17 protein-coding genes are annotated in these 17,774 nt (G+C 71.7%); 8 read left to right on the top strand and 9 right to left on the bottom strand.

All coding sequences use genetic code 11. From position 1 onward, the window contains the following. Positions 1-84: 84 nt before the first annotated feature. Positions 85-1,215, bottom strand: a complete 1,131-nt coding sequence (locus tag AB0881_RS21885) for a helix-turn-helix domain-containing protein (RefSeq protein WP_366619263.1) — start codon at positions 1,213-1,215, stop codon at positions 85-87. A gap of 733 nt (positions 1,216-1,948) precedes the next feature. Between AB0881_RS21885 and AB0881_RS21890 the strand changes: the two genes are divergently transcribed. After that, entirely contained in the window at positions 1,949-2,578 is a 630-nt protein-coding gene (locus AB0881_RS21890) for a hypothetical protein (RefSeq protein ID WP_366619265.1), read from the top strand. A gap of 244 nt (positions 2,579-2,822) precedes the next feature. Further along, positions 2,823-4,886, top strand: coding sequence for a DUF6801 domain-containing protein (locus tag AB0881_RS21895; protein WP_366619266.1), 2,064 nt, complete (start codon positions 2,823-2,825; stop codon positions 4,884-4,886). A 151-nt stretch (positions 4,887-5,037) separates the two neighbouring features. Here AB0881_RS21895 and AB0881_RS21900 read toward each other — a convergent pair whose 3' ends face one another. The 4 genes from AB0881_RS21900 to AB0881_RS21915 form a co-directional block, all read right to left on the bottom strand. After that, entirely contained in the window at positions 5,038-5,703 is a 666-nt protein-coding gene (locus AB0881_RS21900; RefSeq protein ID WP_366619267.1) for a hypothetical protein, read from the bottom strand. A 438-nt stretch (positions 5,704-6,141) separates the two neighbouring features. Beyond that, positions 6,142-6,402: a hypothetical protein gene (locus AB0881_RS21905; RefSeq protein ID WP_366619269.1), complete on the bottom strand. Its 261-nt coding sequence runs from the start codon at positions 6,400-6,402 to the stop codon at positions 6,142-6,144. 245 nt (positions 6,403-6,647) lie between these two features. After that, positions 6,648-7,199 (bottom strand): hypothetical protein, encoded by a 552-nt coding sequence (locus AB0881_RS21910; protein WP_366619271.1) that lies wholly within the window; start codon positions 7,197-7,199, stop codon positions 6,648-6,650. Between the two features lie 195 nt (positions 7,200-7,394). Further along, positions 7,395-8,348 carry an AraC family transcriptional regulator gene (locus AB0881_RS21915; protein WP_366619273.1) on the bottom strand — a complete coding sequence of 318 codons (954 nt, stop codon included), beginning with the start codon at positions 8,346-8,348 and terminating at the stop codon, positions 7,395-7,397. Between the two features lie 35 nt (positions 8,349-8,383). Between AB0881_RS21915 and AB0881_RS21920 the strand changes: the two genes are divergently transcribed. The 4 genes from AB0881_RS21920 to AB0881_RS21935 all read left to right on the top strand — a co-directional run bounded on the left by AB0881_RS21920 (position 8,384) and on the right by AB0881_RS21935 (position 10,976). Next, entirely contained in the window at positions 8,384-9,169 is a 786-nt protein-coding gene (locus tag AB0881_RS21920) for an NmrA family transcriptional regulator (RefSeq protein ID WP_366619275.1), read from the top strand. Further along, positions 9,166-9,552 carry a DUF4440 domain-containing protein gene (locus AB0881_RS21925; protein WP_366619277.1) on the top strand — a complete coding sequence of 129 codons (387 nt, stop codon included), beginning with the start codon at positions 9,166-9,168 and terminating at the stop codon, positions 9,550-9,552. The genes AB0881_RS21920 and AB0881_RS21925 overlap by 4 nt, the downstream gene beginning before the upstream one ends. 162 nt (positions 9,553-9,714) lie before the next feature. Then, on the top strand, positions 9,715-10,242 hold the full coding sequence (locus AB0881_RS21930; RefSeq protein WP_366619279.1) for a DinB family protein: 528 nt from the start codon (positions 9,715-9,717) through the stop codon (positions 10,240-10,242). Between the two features lie 89 nt (positions 10,243-10,331). Further along, positions 10,332-10,976, top strand: a complete 645-nt coding sequence (locus AB0881_RS21935) for a hypothetical protein (protein ID WP_366619280.1) — start codon at positions 10,332-10,334, stop codon at positions 10,974-10,976. A gap of 106 nt (positions 10,977-11,082) precedes the next feature. Here the strand turns inward: AB0881_RS21935 and AB0881_RS21940 are convergent, their stop codons facing one another. The 4 genes from AB0881_RS21940 to AB0881_RS21955 all read right to left on the bottom strand — a co-directional run bounded on the left by AB0881_RS21940 (position 11,083) and on the right by AB0881_RS21955 (position 15,316). Then, the gene (locus AB0881_RS21940) at positions 11,083-12,042 is read right to left on the bottom strand and encodes an NAD(P)-dependent alcohol dehydrogenase (RefSeq protein ID WP_366619282.1); all 960 of its coding nucleotides are present in this window, start codon (positions 12,040-12,042) and stop codon (positions 11,083-11,085) included. Positions 12,043-12,204: 162 nt separating this feature from the next. Continuing rightward, positions 12,205-13,395 (bottom strand): NAD(P)/FAD-dependent oxidoreductase, encoded by a 1,191-nt coding sequence (locus AB0881_RS21945; RefSeq protein WP_366619284.1) that lies wholly within the window; start codon positions 13,393-13,395, stop codon positions 12,205-12,207. Between the two features lie 186 nt (positions 13,396-13,581). Then, positions 13,582-14,229 (bottom strand): PadR family transcriptional regulator, encoded by a 648-nt coding sequence (locus tag AB0881_RS21950; protein ID WP_366619286.1) that lies wholly within the window; start codon positions 14,227-14,229, stop codon positions 13,582-13,584. A 67-nt stretch (positions 14,230-14,296) separates the two neighbouring features. Next, complete coding sequence (locus tag AB0881_RS21955) at positions 14,297-15,316, bottom strand: methyltransferase domain-containing protein (protein WP_366619288.1); 1,020 nt, start codon at positions 15,314-15,316, stop codon at positions 14,297-14,299. A gap of 626 nt (positions 15,317-15,942) precedes the next feature. Here AB0881_RS21955 and AB0881_RS21960 point away from each other — a divergent pair. Continuing rightward, on the top strand, positions 15,943-16,980 hold the full coding sequence (locus AB0881_RS21960; protein WP_366619290.1) for an ATP-binding cassette domain-containing protein: 1,038 nt from the start codon (positions 15,943-15,945) through the stop codon (positions 16,978-16,980). Next, complete coding sequence (locus tag AB0881_RS21965; protein WP_366619292.1) at positions 16,977-17,765, top strand: ABC transporter permease; 789 nt, start codon at positions 16,977-16,979, stop codon at positions 17,763-17,765. Before AB0881_RS21960 ends, AB0881_RS21965 begins: the two co-directional genes overlap by 4 nt. Positions 17,766-17,774: the final 9 nt, after the last annotated feature.

Consider the following 17,774-nt stretch of genomic DNA (forward strand, 5'->3'; position numbering starts at 1 on the left):
ATCGGGCAGCGTTTTACGGTAAAGAAAGGTTAAAACCGCCCTCCGTCATGATCTTGACACGGGGAGTCGTCATCGTCCGTGCCTTTATTGCAGCGAAGGGCTCCGCCGCCTCAATCGGCCCGCCCGTAATACCGCTTCCAGTGCGAACCTCGAATCGGCCTCCGCCAGCTGGTCCCCGAACGCCTCGTTGATCTGGCGCAGCCGGTACCGGACCGTCTGCGGGTGCACCTGGAGGCGCCGGGCCGTCTCCACCGCGTTCCCCTGGGTCTCCAGCCACGCGCCCAGCGTCTCGGTGAGCCGCAGCCGCTGCGTCTCGCTCATCCGCGACAGCACCGCGAGCCGCTGCCGGGCGACCTGGTCCAGCAGCGCCCCGTCGGCCAGCAGCCACAGCTCCAGCAGGTGGTCCTCGGCCGGGGTGAGGCCCTCGTCGTCCAGGACGCCGGCGTCCACCAGGTCCAGCGTCCGCCGCGCCCAGCGCAGCGAGTCGGCCGCCTCGGGCAGCGGCACCGTGACCCCGGCCGCGCCGCGCCGCTCGGGCAGCGCGGCCAGCAGCGCCGCCCGCCGGGCCGCGTCGACCGGGCCGGGCACCAGCAGGTGCGGCTCGCCGCCGCCGAGCTCGGCCAGCAGGTCGTCGTCCAGCGCCGCCCGCAGGACCCGCGCCTGCGCCGGCAGCGCCACCGCCGTCACCTCGGCGGGCACGCTCCAGCCCGCCTCCGCGGCGGCCCGCGCGATCGCCGTGCGGGACGCCTTGGGACGCTCCAGGATCAGCCGCAGCAGCCGCCGGCGCAGCTCGGCGCGCTCGTCGGCGCTGAACGACCGGGCCTCCATGTAGCCCTGCACCGACAGCGACGCCAGCTCGTCGATGTAGGCGAACAGCGCGTCGGCCAGCTGCGACATGACCGTCGGCGAGAGCCCCTGCCTGCGGCCGACCTCCGCGACGCGCCGCCAGGCGACCTGCACGCCCGTCCGGTACGCGGCCTGGAGCGCGTCCAGGCTGCGGCCCTCGTACGCCTCGGCCCGGCCCAGCGCCCGGCACAGCTCGTCGCGCCGCTCGCGCGAGTCGGTGGAGCCGGAGATCTGGTCGACGAACGTGCGCAGCGCCTGCTCGACGCTCAGCCGCAGCCGGGGCCGCTCGGCGGCCTCCGCCCGGCCCGCCGCGGCGTCCGCGCCCGTCCCCTGCGCGTACTCCGGGATCGTCCGCCTGACCTCTTTCATGATGTCCTCGGTGAGGGACTCCAATTCAGGCCGGAGAACGGCGGCTATCTGCGGCGGAAGCCGCCCCGGCCGGCGGTCCCGCCCGGGCGGATCGAGGGTGCGCGCCATCGTCGGTCCTCCTTCACACCGCCGCCGGCCGCGCGGTTATGGCGGGCGGCGGCGGGGTGCCTCCCGACTCCGGTACGGCCATTACGGTCAGCGATATCGCGCCCTATTCATTGCGGAGGCGGTGTGAATGCTCCACGGCCCCGCGGTGATCTACGACACGTCAAACGTAACCTACTCGGGCGTATCGTGCACCGATCCACGGAAGGTCGTGCGAGAGAGTCTCGATCCGCTCGGTTTCTGGCCGCTGACCAGGATCTATGGTGTCCGCCAAGTGCTCCGGCGGGCCGTCCGGCCACTCACCTCGTTATAGAAGTCCGGCCGTTTTGATCACCATGTGACAAGAAATTGGGACAGTCGGAGATTTTCTCGGAGGAGCCCTTGTCGGGTGCGAGGTCGGCGCTTAGTTTACTCATCGGTAGGAGGCGCCGCGACAGAACCGAGCAGGTTACCAGAGACCAATGCCCGGTCGTGGTCAAACGGCGAAGTCTCCAGATCACTCCTGCCTGGTCGCAGATCATGCCAAGGAGGCGCCCGACAAAGAGCACGGCCACCCCGTCCCCGGATTCCCACCCCTTCGACAAGCATCCCCATACCGGGAACCCCCCTCTCGAAAGGGCAACATCCAATGCGCAAGTCCATCCGCAAGGGCCTCGTCGCCTCCGCCGTCGTCGCCGCCGGCATCGGCCTGACCGCCACCCCGGCCATGGCCGACGCCACGTGGTCGGTCACCGGCGCCAACGCCAACGGCAGCGCGACGGCCACCTCGGGCAACACCGAGCTGAAGGTGCTGCGCAGCGGCGCCGTCCTGCGCTGCGTGACGTCCACGGCCACCGCGACCATCAACAACGTCACCGGCCACTCGGGCCTGGGCATCGGCAAGATCAGCAACACCGCGTGGACGACCTGCTCCGGTCCCCTCGGCCTGACCTTCACCGTCACCCACCAGGGCGTCTGGGACCTCAACGCCGTGGCGACCACGGCCGACCCGGCCGTGAACACCGGCAGCATCACCAACATCAAGGCCGACATCGCGGGCTCGGGCTGCACGGCGACCTTCGAGGGCGGCGTGCCCGGTCACTACGACAACAACCTCGCGGTCCTCACCCTGGACCCGACCGACCCCAACCCGCACAACGTGCAGCTCAAGGCCACCGCGGCCAACAACTGCCTGGGTCTGATCCAGGCCAACGACGTGGTCGAGTTCAAGGGCGACTTCGACGTCGACCCGCTGAGCATCGCCCTCACCTCCCCGTAAGCGGGGAGTACGCACGACCGGCGCCGCACGGCGGGATCCGCTCCCGCCGTGCGGCACCTCCATAATCGGCCCTTGCTAGTTTCGCGAATCGTATTATCACTCGGTAATAAAAATTCGGCGGCCGCTCCCGGGGGGTCGCTTTTGTCTTGTGGGCCAGAAATGGCGGCACTACGCTACCGGCTGGTAGTAACCATTCTTTCGTCGGCGCAATACGAGTTCGGGCGGTCCAGGTGGGCGGACGGGCATGAAGAGCGTTAGGTTTCGGGCGCCCAGGCGCCGCGCGCGGACGGCCGGGATCGCCGCCGTGGTCCTGCTGGCCGGGCTGCTCCCCGGGGCGCGGGCGGCGGCCGCGGCACAGGAGGCCGACGCGGTGCTCCGCTACGCCTGCCAGTTCCCGGCGGGCGTCGAGCCCGTGAAGGTACGCGTCAAGGGCACCTTCCCCGCCACGGGGGAGACCGGCAAGGCCATCCAGCCCCGCAAGGTCTCGGTCGCGGTCGCCGCGCCGGGCGAGGCGCTGCGGAAGGCGGCGGGTTCCGGTGCGGCGAAGGTGACCGGGATCGCCAACCTCCAGACCCTGTCGACCCAGTCGGGAAGGCCCACCTCGAGCGAATGGTCCGGACTCGCCATTCCCTCGACCCCGCTGGGCGGCTCCGGCGACACCACGCTGGTCGCGTCCGGGGCGGTGCCCGCGGTGCCGTCCGCCGGCGCGGGGGACGTGGTCCTCTCCGCGGGGATGCTGACCCTGCGGCTCTCCACGGGCGCGGAGGGCACGGCCGCCTACGGCACGCCGATCGAGTGCACGCCGCAGCTGGGCCAGGACACCACGCTGGTGACCGTCCCCCTGGACGGGCCGGAGCAGGCTCCCCCCACCGGCACGCCCGGCTCCGGCGGCGGTACGGGGACCGGCGGCACCGGCGACCGGGCCGCCGCCGCCCAGGAGAACAGGTGCTCGCCCGCGCCGCCGGACGAGTACAACCCGAAGTTCATGCACCTCTTCCCCGACCCCGCGCTCGAGAACGCCGTCGAATCGCCCACCAACACCGAGGTGGCGTGCGCACTCGTCGACGGGCTCTCGAACGTCAACAAGCTCAAGGGCGCGGCGCCGGCCCGCGGCGAGCTGGTGGCCCACATCAAGAAGCAGGGCTTCAACCGCTTCCCCACGTCCGTCAGCGACCCGGGCTACTCGCAGGTCCGGCATGTGGGCAAGGGGAACTTCCAGGTCACCCAGTCGGTGTTCCTCACCTTCGACTTCATGCCCACCCGGGCCAAGCTGGAGATCACCCAGATCGGCAACAGCAACATCGTGAACGAGGGGCCGGCCGGAGCCCGGCGGACCCGTCCGAACCTCTCCAAGGCGTGGACCGAGGTGTCGATGCGCCTCTTCGACGTCCACGTCAACGGCACCTTCATGGACGTGGGGCCGAACTGCCGGTCCAGCAAGCCGATCCTCCTGGCGCTGGAGGGGACCAGCGAGGGGGACTACCCCTACGACGTCGAGGCCGGCGGGTTCCTCACCGGCACGGCGGACATCCCCGCGTTCACCGGCTGCGGGGTCGGCGAGGACCTCGACCGGCTGTTCACCGCGTCGGTGTCGGGCAAGGGCAACTTCGTGCGGGTGGTGCAGGGCCCCGTCTGCTTCGCGGAGTTCCCGCCGACCAAGCGGCTGCCGTGCCCGCCCGGGGACTTCGGCTACACGATCGAGCCCGGCGGGCGGTTCCGGGCGACCGGCGGCCCGATCACCTTCGTCCTGCGCGCCGCCAGCGCGGCCACCATCACCTGCCAGAGCACCACCATCGCCGGATCCTTCCGATCCGGCCGGCGCATACCCGGCATGCGGCTCGGCAGCCTGACGGAGTGGACGTTCGACCGCTGCGTGGGGGGAGGCAGCCAGCTGACCGGGCGCACCTTCAACGTCAAGATGGACGAACTGCCCATCGGTCTGGAGGACATCGGTCCCGACCCCGCCACCGGAGGCTTCGACAAGGAGACCGGGGTGCTCTCCGGGAACCTCTTCGACATTCCAGGGCTCTCCGTGCAGGAGACGAAGGACGGAGGGCCGGGGCCGTGCAGCCTGAGGCTCGCGCCCGCCGCCGCGTCGCCGCGGGACATCGGGGCCCTGTACGACTACTCCTCCAGGGCGGGCGAGTTCGCGATCACCTCGATGGCCGGGGCGCTGACGGAACTCCAGGGCTGCCCGGCCGTCATCCGCGGTAACTGGAGCACGCCGCCCACCCAGCGCGTCGCCTTCACCGGTATCGAGAACGAGATGTCCTACTCGGGACCGCTGCCGCCGCTGCCCAACGAGTAGGACCACGGCCCGCCCACGGCCCGCGGTTCCGGGACCACCTCCCGGGAGCGCGGGCCGTTCCGCGTTCGCGGGCCGCTCGGACGCCCCGGACAGCGGAAGGCCCGCCGTCCCTTCCGGGAACGGCGGGCCTGGCGCGCGATGGCCGGGGTCGCTAGCCGATCTTGCGCAGCTGCTCGGCCACCGCGGGGGGAACGGTCGCCGCGCCCAGCTTGAGGGTGATGGTGTTGTCGGGCCCGGGCACCGTGAGGTTGATCAGCGGTGTCGCCAGGAGGCAGTGCTCGAAGTCCGGGATGGTGTAGGTGCCGCTGAGCGTCCCGCCGTTGAGGACGTTCCAGTCCGGCCCGGACGTGAGGTTGATGGTGGCCGGCGTCTTGGTCTTGCAGTTGTCGCCGACCGGCATCGGGATGCCCGCGACCTTCATGTCGCTGAGCTTCAGCGTCACCTTGGAGGTGGAGGTGACCTGGCCGGTCTGGAGGTCGACCTTGCCGGTGGTGGGGCCGTTCTCGATCAGCGTGGTCGTCACCGAGACGGGGATGACGCCCCACTGCTTGAACTCGCCCTTGGCCGGGGGCATCTTGAGGCTCCCGGACAGGTCGCCGGTGCCGAGGTCCAGGCTGGACTCCAGCGTGCCGGGGCCGAGCGTCATCGTGGACCCCGTCGCCTTGATCGCCGTCGTTCCGTTCACCGGGTAGTTGACCCGCAGCACCGGTTCGGCGTGCGCCGCGGTGGGGACGGACACCACGGCGGCGGCCGCGGTGGCCGCCGCGGCCAGCGTGGCGAACCGGCGGGTTCTGGAACGGGTCTTCGGGTGCGCCATTGAAGTCCTCCTGGGGGCGGGGATCAGCACGTGAATTCCGCCGGTACGGGTGCACCGGCGGCGCATCGTGGCGGGCATCGACCGGCCGCCACCGGACGAGGTCGATTCGTCCGGAGTTTGGTGGACACGTCGTTACCCGACATATCCGATGATTGGTCCGACGGTTGAACATTACTTCTGCCCAGAAAAGGTGACAAGGGGTGTGCGCTAGGGCGGCGAAAACTGATATGACTATTTGTCATCGACCTACAAACGCCCGCTTGCATTTGTTTCGCGGTGATAGCGGGCCGGCGCCGCCTCCCGGAGCGATGGCCCGCTGACGTGCGAGGAGAGGGCCTTCGAGGGCCTGCGAATGTCCGCGACCGGCCACCGAAATTACGCGCAGTGAATGGTGGCGTTATCTCGGTGAGCCCGCGCCGTTCCCGGCCGTCCCTCGCTTCACGCCCGTGATTCTTTCTCGGAACTGCCGGGCTCCCTCTTCCCCTGGAACGCGCGGATCCCGGACGGCGGCCGGGCCCCGCCCGCCAGCACGCCCGGCGGCACCAGCCGCGCCGCGCCCGCCCGCACCGCCTCCGGGGACACGAAGACCCGCCGGTCACCGGCGTTCATGAGGCTCCACGCCGCCGGCTCGGCGAGCGCGGGCGGGGCGGTCAGCAGGACGCCGACCAGGATCAGCCCGGCGGGCTCCGCCGTACCCACCGGCACAGCGCGGCCGCCGTCGCGACCGCCTTGGTCACGGCGTACCACAGGGTGACGTTGCCGGGATTGACGCGGAACACGTCCGCGACCCCCGCCGCGCGCCCCCATGTGCACCGGCATGGCCGATGTGGTGACGGCGCCGAGGGTCCCGGTCACGCACGACAGCACAGCACCGATCGCCCATGGCCTGCTGCTGGAAAGCGCCTCCAGGCGCGTCTGGGCCCACGGGCCGTGCCGTCAGCGCATCAGAGCGGCGGATCGACCGCGTAGTCGCCGGACCATTCGAACGTGTCTCCGGTCTGGACGAGGCCCATGCAGCCGGAGACGCTGCTCGCGACGAGGGACATCGCACCGGGGTTGGGGCTGCTCGGGTCGAGCGACATGACCGACGTGAGGCGGTTGTACGTGCCGGGCGCCCCGCCGGTCACCGTGAACGTGCACCCGAACGGCACGACGCCGGTGAGCGAGACGCCGGTGATCGAGACGGCGTCGATGTCGGGGTCCGAGGTCGGTCCCGTCGAGTTCTGGGTCCAGTCGCCGTTCGCGCTCAAGGTCACCGGAAGGTTGAAACTCGTCGTGCAATCGATGAAGGAATGCGCGAAAATGCTCGTCGAGCCGTTGAGTTTTTCACCCTGCATCTCGTGCGAGGGGCAGAAGGCGAACGTCACCCCTGTCCGCACAACCCTCAATTGCATGTTGGACGAGCCGAAATAGACCGGCGTGCTGGAGGCCGGAGACCGTGCCCCCGCCTGGGCGGCCGGGGCCATGAGCGCGGCGCCGCAGACCAGCGCGATCATCAGGGTGAGGGCATGTCGGAGCGTGGGTCGTCTCATGGGCCGTTCCCTTCCGGAGGGTCACCGCCGAGTCGGATCACCCGACGCTACGTCGAGGTGTCCGCACCGGCAAGAACGGCCTTGAATGGCACCGGAAAATTGTCATGAACCGGCAACCGGTTATCGCCGGATGCCAAAACCGGCCGGGACTCGCCGTCCTCAGCGATCTGACCGGGCGTTGAGCGGCCGTCCCGCCCGGCGGTACTCGCCGGGCGGGACACCGAAGTGCCGCCGGAACGCCAGGTGGAAGCCCACGGCCGACCCGTAGCCGACCCGTTCGGGGATCGCGGCCAGCGGTACGCCGGTCTCGGTGAGCAGCCGGGACGCCTCGCGCATCCGCCGTCCCGCGAGATGGCGGGCCGGCGCCTCGCCGACCAGCCGGGTGAACGCGGCCGCGAACGCCGACCGCGACAGCCCCGCCTCCCGCGCCAGCGCCTCCAGCGTCCACGGCTCGGCGTAGCGGGTCTGGATCGCCAGCAGCGCCCGCCCGACCGCCGGGTGCCGCAGCGCGGCGGGCGCCTCGTCCGAACGCTCCATGGCCACGCGCAGCGCGAGCACGAAGACCAGCTCGAACGCGCGCAGCGCCGCCAGCCCGCCGTACCGCCCGGTCAGCCGCTCCAGGGTGCCGGACAGCAGCGGGTCGTCGGCCAGCGTCTCCCGGTCGAGCACCAGGACGTCCGGGAGCGCGCGGTAGAGCGGCGACATGCCCGCCTCGTCGTAGTGCAGCCCGCCGCACAGCAGCTCGGTCGGCGGGCCGGGGCCGTCCACGCGCACCTCGGTCGTGGTGCCCGGCGGGCGTCCCGGAAGCAGCAGGTCGAGCGGGGACGTGGCGCGTCCGGGCCGGTCGGCCACCTCGTGCGCGGTCCCGCACGGGAAGACCGCCAGCTCGCCCGCGCGCAGGACGACCGGCTCCGCCGCGTCCGGCATCGTGATCGCGCACTCGCCGGACCGGACGTAGTGCAGGATCGCGTTCCGCTCCCGGTCGCCGCGGAACCCCCACGGCGCGCGCATCACCCACCGGCTCACGAACACGCCCTCCAGCCGCAGCGGCGCCAGCAGCGCGTCGAGGAGGTCGGCCGGACGATCGTTAACCGGATCCGGACTCATGCTCATGGAACGTACTGCACGCCCCCGGCACGCTGGACCCCATGACCGAGACATATCTGGTGATCGGCGCGAAGGGCGCGCAGGGCGGTGCGGTCGCGAGGCGGCTGGAACGGGACGGGCACCGCGTGCGCGGCTTCGGCCGCGCGGACGGCGGCCTGGCCGATCCCGAGGCCGTGCGCGCCGCGTTCGAGGGCGTGACGCGCGCCTCGGTGACGCTGCCGATGGAGTTCGACCCGGCGCTCGTGGAGCGCTACGTGGACAACATCATCGCCGCCGCGAAGGCCTGCGAGCGGCTCGTCTTCAACGCGGGCAACCGGATCCCGCCGGCCCCCACGGACGTTCCGGCGTTCGAGACCAGGCGGCACGCGGCCGGCGCCCTGCTCGCCTCCGGCATCCCGACGGTCGTGCTGCGCCCGCCCGTCTACCTGGAGAACCTGGCGCCCGCCGGCGGCGTCCTCGCGTACCCGATACCGCCGGGCCACCGCGTCGCCTGGCTGGCGCACGCCGACCTCGGCGCCCTCACCGCCGCCGCGTTCGACCGCGACGAGCTGGTCGGAACGTCGATCGACATCGGCGGCGGGGAGGTGCTGACCGGCCCGGACCTGGCCGCCGCCTTCGGCGCCCGCTACGTCCCGCTGACCCCGGACGCCTTCGAGGAGCACATGGCCCCGCTGCTCGGCCCGGCCGCCGCGTCCGGCGTCGCCGCCACGTACCGCTGGGTCGCGGCCCCGGAGAACGAGCGCTTCTACGACGGCGACCCGGCGCGCGTCGAGGCGGCCTTCGGCGTCCGGCTCACCCCGCTCCGCACCTGGCTGGACCGCCGGTGAACGCCGTCGACGAGATCGTCGAGCACCACCGCTTCATCGAGTCCTGGCTGCGCGGCACCGCCGCCGGCGTCGCCGGCTTCCTGGACATGCACGCGCCGGACTTCACCTGGTACGACCCGGACGGCTCCCTGCACGCACAGCCCGACCTCGCCGCCGCCATGGACGCGGCGCACGGCTCCGTCCCGGACCTCCGTCTCCGGATCCGCGAGCCGCGCGTGCTCCTCGACGCGGACGGGCTGATCGTCGCCACGTACGAGGAGCACCACCAGACAGAGCTCCGGCACGAGGCACGCCGGGCCGTCGCGATCCTCGTTCCGGATCCGTTCGCCCGCCACGGTCTCCGCTGGCGGCACCTGCACGAGACGTGGATCGCGACGCCATAGCCGTACTCAATGAGCACCTCAGGAGCCGCGTAGGGGGCATGTCCGCCTGCGGGATCGGCACCATCGAGCGTCGGCCGCTCGACCTGAGCCTGGGCTTCACCCTCCACCCGAGCCGCCAGGCCAGGCCTCCCACCGGCGGCGCGTTCCGTGCACTATGGGGCGATGGCATGGACGGCACCCGAAGTCGACCGGACGATCGCGCCGCTCGAACTGCCGACGGCGGGGGAGCGCGCCCTCGCCGACGCCTGGCTGGACCTGCACCGGCGGACGCTGCTCTGGAAATGCGGCGGCCTCACCGCCGAGCAGCTCAAGCGGCGCGCCGCCGAGCCGTCGCGGCTGTCCCTCCTCGGGCTGGTCCGGCACATGGCGGAGGTGGAGCGAGACTGGTTCCGTACGAGGTTCGCCGGTGAACGGCCGGGCTACCTGTACGTCACCGACGACGACCTCGACGCCGAGTTCGACGTGACCGGCGCCGACGCCGAGGCCGACCTGGCGACGTACACCCGCGAGATCGAGCGGGTGCGCCGCACGCTCGCCGGCCGCGGGCTGGACGAGGTCTACTTCGACTTCCGCAGGGAGCGGGAGTTCAACCTGCGCTGGGTCTACTGGACGGTGGTCCAGGAGTACGCCCGCCACAACGGCCACGCCGACCTGCTGCGCGAACGGATCGACGGCCGTACCGGCCACTGAACCGTCCGGCCAGAAGCGGGCATTCCCCTACATCTCCTTGGTTGTCGCGCTATAGTCGCGCGTTCCGTGGTGATCGGGGGACGCGTTTCATGTCTGAAGGCCAGGTCATGCCTCCGTCCGGGGAGTCGCGGACGGACGCGGGGAACGCCCAGCACCAGGGCGGCGTGTGGGGCTGCGTCGCCGTCCTCGCGGTGGTGGTCCTGTTCTGCGCGGGCGCCTACTGGCTCTGGTCGAAGAACAAGGACCACATCAACAATGTCGCGGTCGGCGACTGCCTGCGGGAGACGCGCCACGACGAGAACTCGCCCTACCGCATCGTTCCGTGCGACAACGCTGCCGCCACGCATAAGGCGCTCAGGCTCATCCCGCTGGGCACGTCCAAGGGCTCCTGCCAGCAGGTCGCCGGCGCGTCCCGGTCGGCCACCAACGACGACGCGACGGTGTGCCTCGGCGAGAAGGACGTGGACCCGGACAAGGCGGTGAACGTCGCCAAGGAGGGCGACTGCGTCACCTTCGCGGGCAGCGAGGCGCAGCGGGTCGACTGTGCCGCCAAGGAGGCGGAGTTCGAGGTCATCAAGCGCCTGGCGGACGTGCCGAGCCTCGACGAGAAGCGCGCCTGCGCCAAGGTCCCCCGGGCCGTGCGCTCCTATTCATGGAACTGGGAATCGCAGGGCCGGTTCGGGAACATCTCCCGCATGAACGTCGACGTCCTGCTGTGCCTGGGAGAGAAGTAGACCGTCACGCGCTGGCGACGCGCCTGGCCCTGACCCTGTGGTGGCTGATGCACCGGCAGGTGTGAACGGCCAGGCCATCCGCCGTGCCCCACCCGACGGCCGCGGGTCAGACGGTGATGACGACCTTGCCGCGGGTGTGCTCGGTCTCCCAGTAGCGGATGGCGTCGGGGGCGTCCTCCAGCTTGTACGTCCGGTCGATGACCGGCGTGACCTTCCCGTCCTCGATGAACGTCCTGAGTTCGGCCAGGTCCCTGTCGCGTACGCGCGCGACGAGGCCCCGGACCTTGCGCCGCGAGAACGGGGACGTCACCTGCGCGCGGAGCGTGCGGGGCATGTCGCCGAACCAGCGTCCCCCGCCCTCGCCGCCGACGATGACGGCCGTCCCACCGGGTTCGAGAGCGCGCCGGAGATGCGCCAGGGAACGGTTGCCGGCCGTGTCGACGATCAGGTCGTAGCACTTCCGGTCCGCGAAGTCCTCGCGCGTGTAGTCGATGACGTGGTCGGCGCCGATGGAGCGCACGAGTTCCGTCTTGGACGTGCTGCACACCCCGGTCACGTCCGCGCCCAACGCCTTGGCCAGCTGCACCGCGTACGTTCCGACGCCGCCCGCGGCGCCGATGACCAGCACCTTCCGGCCCGCCGAGATCCGCCCCCCGACCGCCTGCAGGGCCGTGCTGCCGGAGATGGGGACGGCCGCCGCCTGCTCGAACGTGAGGTTCTCCGGCTTCCGCGCGCACCTGTCCGTCCGTACGCGCGCGTACTCGGCGAACGACCCGTCGCAGATCCCGAAGATCTCGTCCCCCGGCCGGAACCCGGCGACCTCCGTCCCGATCGCCTCCACGCGCCCGGCGACGTCCCACCCGCGCACCCGGACCTTCGGCTTCCGGACGCCGAGCACGAGCCGAGCCACCCGCGGCTCACCCTTCATCAGGTGCCACACGTCGGGCCCGGCCCCGGCCGCGTGGACCCGTACGAGCAGCTCGCCGCCCTCCGGGACGGGCTTGTCGACGTCCGCGACCCGGAGGGTGTCGGCTGAACCGTAGCTGTCCTGCACGATGGCCTTCATGGCGGCTCCGTAGATCGTCGGCACCCGGAGCCTCCCGCTCCCGTCCCCGGAAGGGCAAGGCACTGACCACCTCCGGAAACATCCACGTGTCCCCACGGAGCGAACACCTAACACGAGACCTGCGCGGCGGGACCGGGCCGGTGCGTCGGCACGGTCGATCCCTCAGGCGGGGACGGGTGCGTCCCAGTCGATGACGTGGCGCTGCTCGCGGCCCATGCTCTTCTCGACGTTCGTCGCCCGGAACATGATCGGCATCAGCACCGACATGGCCTTGCGCGCCACCGGGCCCGGCGTCTTCGCGGTGTTGATCCTGGCGCCGCGGGCGGCGATCCGCTCCACGCGGGACCGGCGGAGCCGCTCGTACGCGGCGAACGCCGGTGCCGGGCCGGGCAGGTCGCGCAGGCAGCGCGCCAGCTCGATCGCGCTCTCGGCGGCGAGCGAGGCGCCCTGCCCGGTGCTGTTGGACGGCGCGTGCACCGCGTCCCCGACCAGCACCATCCGGCCGCGGTGCCAGCGCGGCACCGGCGGCATGATGTGCAGGGCGCCGACGACCTGCAGCGTGTCCGCGCCCGTGCCGGCGGCCAGCGCGCCGCCGGGGTCGTCGTCGGCGTAGGTCTCGCGCAGCGTGCGCAGCCACTTCCCGGCGGGGCTCTTGCGGGCCTCGTTCAGCGTCAGGTACTCGCGCGAGGGCAGGTTGGCGCCCCAGCCGACCGCGCCGCCGGGCAGCGTCCAGTACAGGTAGTACGCGCGCTTCCCGAACGCGAAGACCATCGTGCCGGGCTCGGCGTCGATGGGGATGTCGGCGCGGCCCTCGAAGCCGAGCATGCCGGTATAGGCGGGGCCGGGCGCGTCCGGGTCGATCAGCGTGCGGACGGTGGAGCGGACGCCGTCGGCCCCGATCAGGACGTCCGCGCGGGCCGTGGAGCCGTCGGCGAAGCGCGCGGTGACGCCGTCCGGGTCCTCGTCGACGTCGACCAGGCGCTTGCCGTGCTCGAACTCGACGCCCGCCGCGAGCGCCCGGTCCCGCAGCGCCCGGTGCAGGCCGCCGCGGTCGACGAGCTGCAGCGGCTCCACGTCCGGGAGGGCGGGCATCGTGCGGAGCGGCCCGCCCCCGATCGACATGGCGGTGCGCCGGACCGGGAGGGCGAGGGAGCGGACCGCGTCGCCGGCGCCGACGACGTCCAGCGCCGCCATGCCGTTCGGGGCGAGGGCGAGGGTGCCGCCGATGCCGTTCGACTCCGCGGGGTAGGCCTCGTGGACGACCGCGTCGATGCCGGCCTTGACGAGGGCGGCCGCGGTGACCGGACCGGCGATCCCGCCGCCGATGACCAGTGCGCTTCGTACCTTGGACATGGGTGTTCTCCTTCGGGACGTGCGGCGGCGCGCCACCGCGACGGGTCGCGAACCGTCCCGCCTGGAGAACCCGGTTATCCTTTCGTCGCCACCTCAGGGCCGGGTCCGTCACGACGGGCGTCGGTTCGGGGAAGGGTCCCGGTGGCGGTGTTGCCGCACCGCCACCGGGCTTCGTACGGGGGTGCCTCAGTCCGGGACGGCCCCCCTCTCCGAGAGCTCGTTCATCTCCGCGGGCATCTCACCGGTCTCGTGCCAGGACCGCCACGCGGCGAGGTCGGGGTGGGAGCCGGACGCCAGCTCCTCGATCATCGAGCCGACCCAGGACGCCTCCGCCTCCAGCATCGCGAGCTCGTACTCGTCCTCGATCAGGAACAGCCGGGGGACGTCCGCGGCGGCCTCGGCGAGCACCGCCCGCCGCGACCCGATGGTCTCCTCCAGCCGGCCGAGCCGGGTCCGCAGCAGGTCGGTCGCCTCGTGCGGCGGGAGCGCGGCCAGCACCGAGAGCCCGGCCACGAACCCCGGCCGCTCCGGCCGCGGGGTCGAGATCAGCTCCCGCGTCCAGTCGACCAGCTCCCGCCGGCCGGCGTCGGTGATCCGGTAGATCGTGCGTTCCGGGCGGGCGCCCTGCCGGCTGCTCCCGATGTTCTCCAGGAAGCCGTGCTTCTCCAGGTTCTGGACGACGGTGTAGAGCGAGCCCCACTTGACGTTCATGTCCCGGTCCTTGTCGCGGGCCCGCATGATCGACGCCATCTCGTACCGGTGCATCGGCCGCTGCTGGACCGTGGCCAGCACGGCGAGCGCCAGCAGGTTGTCGACCTTGCGCTTGCCGGCCATCCCGCCTCCTCCCGAATACTCGCCTACGAATATACGTGGACGAGTAATACTCGGCAAGACCCTTCTCTCAGGCCTCGCGGTTCAGGCGGACGAGGCTGGAGTGCGTACCGGAGACCCTGACCTGCTGGAGGTGAACGGGCGCCAGGCCGGTACGGATCGCCGCGGTGAGGTCGGCCGGGTCGGGCGTCAGGACGACGGCGGCCCCGCCGGGCGCGAGCACGCGCCGCACCTCCCGCCACCACCCCGGGAGATGCCCGTGCCGCCCCACCTGCCTGCCCCACGGCGGATTGCTCACCACCCGATCGACGCTCCCGTCCGGCAGGGGCAGCGCGGTCGCGTCGCCCCGCCGGAACTCGATCCCGAGCCCTTCCGCGTTGGCGCGGGACGCGTCCACGGCCTCGCGGGCGATGTCGAAGCCTCGGCAGCGCGCCCCGGGCTGGAGGAGCGCGGCCTCGATGAGCGGCGTCCCGGCGCCGCAGCACGGGTCCAGGACGGTGTGCCCCGGCCGGATCTCCGCCAGCACCGCCATCGCGGCGGCCACCGGCGGATGCAGCGTGCCCGGGATCGTGCGCCGCTTGTACGCGCGGCGGTGCAGCGGCCGGTCCGCGACGCGCAGCATCAGCCCGGCGCGGGCGCCGTCCAGCGCGAGCCGGAACGCGCCGTACCCCGGCGGCGGCGCGGACCCGTCCCGCCGGGAGTGGTACGGGACGCCGAGCCGTTCGGACAGGGCGCGTCCCATGGCGTCCTCGGCGTCGTGCCGGTTGAAGTTCCGCCGCCCCAGGAACGAGGCCGACACCTCGACCCCGGCCACCGCGCGCCCGCCGTCGCCGTCGCCGAGGTCGAGGCCGGGGTTCGCGGCGAGCGCGGCCAGGCCGGGAAGACCGGACTTCGCGGGGCCGGGGTCGGGGACCTGGGCGACGAGCCGGAAGACGTCGTCGGCCGTCCGGAGAGCGGTGGCCTCGGCCGGCGGGAGACCGGTACGGAAGTGGACCTCGCGGTGGCCGATCCGGGTGATCGTGCCGAGCTCGTGCCGCAGGATCTCGGTGGCCAGCAGGGACTCGAGCCCGCGGACGCAACGCGCCGCCATGCGCATGATCGTTCTTCTCCCACGTCAGGACCCGGGACGGGCGGTGCGCCGGTCCCGCATCGCCGGCGGCGGGGGCTCCTCGCCTCGCCGGCGGATCGCTAACGCAGGTGGAAGAAGGTCATGCCCGGCATGTTAGCGGCGTTCGGCGGGACGGGGGACGTCCTTGCGTGCGCTTACGCGCGGGCCCGCCCGCCTCTGCGCGCTCGCGATCGCGTGTATCGCCGTTTCGGAATGATCGTGCGTACGGCCGGGAACGTTCCGCCGCCGGGCCCGCCCCATATCGGCCGGACCGCATTCGACTGCCATTCATCGCGGGCTTCCGCCAATTCCGTCCAGGCATTTAACGGCATCGCGCCGTTTGTTGATACCGTTCCGTGACCTGGAGAGATGTGGTCCTGCGGGGCCCGGACGCGCACTCGTAGATAAACCCTCCGGTAGTCGTTGTCATTCGATGACAACGTTCCGCCGGGGTCCAATTCGTTTCGCTCGGATTGCTTGCGTGGTGGCGCTCGCCACAAGTAGCGTACCGGCCAGTAGCGGCTGGCGTCGCGACGCGGATAAGGGTCGCTATTCAGGCCGGTTTCACTAGATCTCCGCTGTTCTGCTCCGGGAATGGGCTCTGTCGAATGGGACTTGAAGTCGTCGTTGAGGGGCTCACGAAGTCCTTCGGCCGGCAGACCATCTGGCGGGACGTGTCGCTGACGCTGCCGGCCGGTGAGGTGAGCGTGATGCTGGGCCCGTCCGGCACCGGCAAGACCGTGTTCCTGAAGTCGCTGATCGGGCTGCTCAAGCCCGAGCGCGGCCGGGTGCTGATCAACGGCGTCGACATGGTGAACGACCCGGACCGCAAGGTGTACGAGACGCGCAAGCTGTTCGGGCTGATGTTCCAGGACGGCGCGCTGTTCGGGTCGATGAACCTGTTCGACAACATCGCGTTCCCGCTGCGCGAGCACACCCGCAAGAAGGAGACGGAGATCCGCCGGATCGTCCTGGAACGGATGGAGATGGTGGGGCTCGGCGGGCAGGAGCGCAAGCTGCCCGGCCAGATCTCCGGCGGGATGCGCAAGCGCGCCGGGCTGGCCCGGGCGCTGGTGCTGGACCCGCAGATCATCCTCTGCGACGAGCCGGACTCCGGTCTCGACCCCGTCCGGACGGCCTACCTGTCGCAGCTGCTCATCGATCTGAACGCGCGGATCGACACCACGATGCTGATCGTCACGCACAACATCGAGATCGCGTCCACGGTGCCCGACAACATCGGCATGCTGTTCCGCCGCGACCTGGTCACGTTCGGCCCGCGCGAGGTGCTGCTGACCAGCCAGGAGCCGGTGGTGGCGCAGTTCCTGCGCGGCAACCGGCACGGGCCGATCGGGATGAGCGAGGAGAAGGACGCCGCCGAGCTGGCCGCCGAGCAGCGGCTCGCGCTGCCGGCCGCGAACGTGCCGGAGATCGTCCCGCAGCTCCAGCCCAGCCCCGGCATGCCGGAGCGCAAGGCCGTGAACCGCCGCCGCGAACGCGTGATGACGATGCTCGCCCAGCTTCCCCCCGCGGCCCAGGAGGCGATCTTGAACAGTCTGCTGCCGCCGGCCCGCGAGCGCCGCGCGCAGCCCGGGTTCGGGCCGCCGCCGGGCCTCGGGCCGTCGGCGTTCGGGGGGCCGCGATGACCGCGCCCCCCTCCTCGGTGCCCGGGGCGGGCGCGCTGCGCGAGACCGGGCGGCTGTTCGCGCTCGGCGCGACCGTGCTGACCCAGATGTTCCGGCGGCCGTTCCAGGCGCGGGAGCTGCTGGAGCAGTTCTGGTTCATCGCGTCGGTGACGATCCTGCCGACCGCGCTGGTCTCCATCCCGTTCGGCGCGGTGATCGCGCTCCAGGTCGGGTCGCTGGCGCAGCAGCTCGGCGCGCAGTCGTTCACCGGCGGCGCCAGCGTGCTCGCGGTGATCCAGCAGGCCAGCCCGATCATCGTGGCGCTGCTGATCTCCGGCGCCGGCGGCTCGGCGATCTGCGCCGACATCGGCTCGCGGACGATCCGCGAGGAGATGGACGCGATGGAGGTCATGGGCGTCTCGCCGATCCAGCGGCTGATCGTGCCGCGGGTGCTGGCGGCGATGCTGGTGGCGGTGCTGCTGAACGGCCTGGTCTCGGTCGTCGGCGTGATGGGCGGCTACTTCTTCAACGTCGTGATGCAGGGCGGCACGCCGGGCGCGTACCTGGCCTCGTTCTCCGCGCTCGCGCAACTGCCCGACCTGTACATCAGCGAGTTCAAGGCGCTGCTGTTCGGCTTCATCGCCGGCGTCGTGGCGGCCTACCGGGGGCTCAACCCGCGCGGCGGCCCCAAGGGCGTCGGCGACGCGGTCAACCAGTCGGTGGTGATCACCTTCCTGCTGCTGTTCTTCGTCAACCTGGTGCTGACCGCGATCTACCTGCAGGTCGTACCGCCGAAGGGGTCGTGAGCGATGGCC

Origin of the sequence: Spirillospora sp. NPDC029432 (assembly GCF_040703975.1) — a bacterium.
Taxonomy (GTDB): domain Bacteria; phylum Actinomycetota; class Actinomycetes; order Streptosporangiales; family Streptosporangiaceae; genus Spirillospora.

What these genes read in the sequence shown, in the direction of transcription:
- AB0881_RS21950 (WP_366619286.1), bottom strand. Translation starts at nt 14,229, where the DNA reads ATGGCCGGCAAGCGCAAGGTCGACAACCTGCTGGCGCTCGCCGTGCTG.
- AB0881_RS21890 (WP_366619265.1), top strand. Translation starts at nt 1,949, where the DNA reads ATGCGCAAGTCCATCCGCAAGGGCCTCGTCGCCTCCGCCGTCGTCGCC.
- AB0881_RS21965 (WP_366619292.1), top strand. Translation starts at nt 16,977, where the DNA reads ATGACCGCGCCCCCCTCCTCGGTGCCCGGGGCGGGCGCGCTGCGCGAG.
- AB0881_RS21920 (WP_366619275.1), top strand. Translation starts at nt 8,384, where the DNA reads ATGACCGAGACATATCTGGTGATCGGCGCGAAGGGCGCGCAGGGCGGT.
- AB0881_RS21935 (WP_366619280.1), top strand. Translation starts at nt 10,332, where the DNA reads ATGTCTGAAGGCCAGGTCATGCCTCCGTCCGGGGAGTCGCGGACGGAC.
- AB0881_RS21885 (WP_366619263.1), bottom strand. Translation starts at nt 1,215, where the DNA reads ATGAAAGAGGTCAGGCGGACGATCCCGGAGTACGCGCAGGGGACGGGC.
- AB0881_RS21940 (WP_366619282.1), bottom strand. Translation starts at nt 12,042, where the DNA reads ATGAAGGCCATCGTGCAGGACAGCTACGGTTCAGCCGACACCCTCCGG.
- AB0881_RS21900 (WP_366619267.1), bottom strand. Translation starts at nt 5,703, where the DNA reads ATGGCGCACCCGAAGACCCGTTCCAGAACCCGCCGGTTCGCCACGCTG.
- AB0881_RS21930 (WP_366619279.1), top strand. Translation starts at nt 9,715, where the DNA reads ATGGCATGGACGGCACCCGAAGTCGACCGGACGATCGCGCCGCTCGAA.
- AB0881_RS21910 (WP_366619271.1), bottom strand. Translation starts at nt 7,199, where the DNA reads ATGATCGCGCTGGTCTGCGGCGCCGCGCTCATGGCCCCGGCCGCCCAG.
- AB0881_RS21945 (WP_366619284.1), bottom strand. Translation starts at nt 13,395, where the DNA reads ATGTCCAAGGTACGAAGCGCACTGGTCATCGGCGGCGGGATCGCCGGT.
- AB0881_RS21960 (WP_366619290.1), top strand. Translation starts at nt 15,943, where the DNA reads ATGGGACTTGAAGTCGTCGTTGAGGGGCTCACGAAGTCCTTCGGCCGG.
- AB0881_RS21955 (WP_366619288.1), bottom strand. Translation starts at nt 15,316, where the DNA reads ATGGCGGCGCGTTGCGTCCGCGGGCTCGAGTCCCTGCTGGCCACCGAG.
- AB0881_RS21915 (WP_366619273.1), bottom strand. Translation starts at nt 8,348, where the DNA reads ATGAGCATGAGTCCGGATCCGGTTAACGATCGTCCGGCCGACCTCCTC.
- AB0881_RS21895 (WP_366619266.1), top strand. Translation starts at nt 2,823, where the DNA reads ATGAAGAGCGTTAGGTTTCGGGCGCCCAGGCGCCGCGCGCGGACGGCC.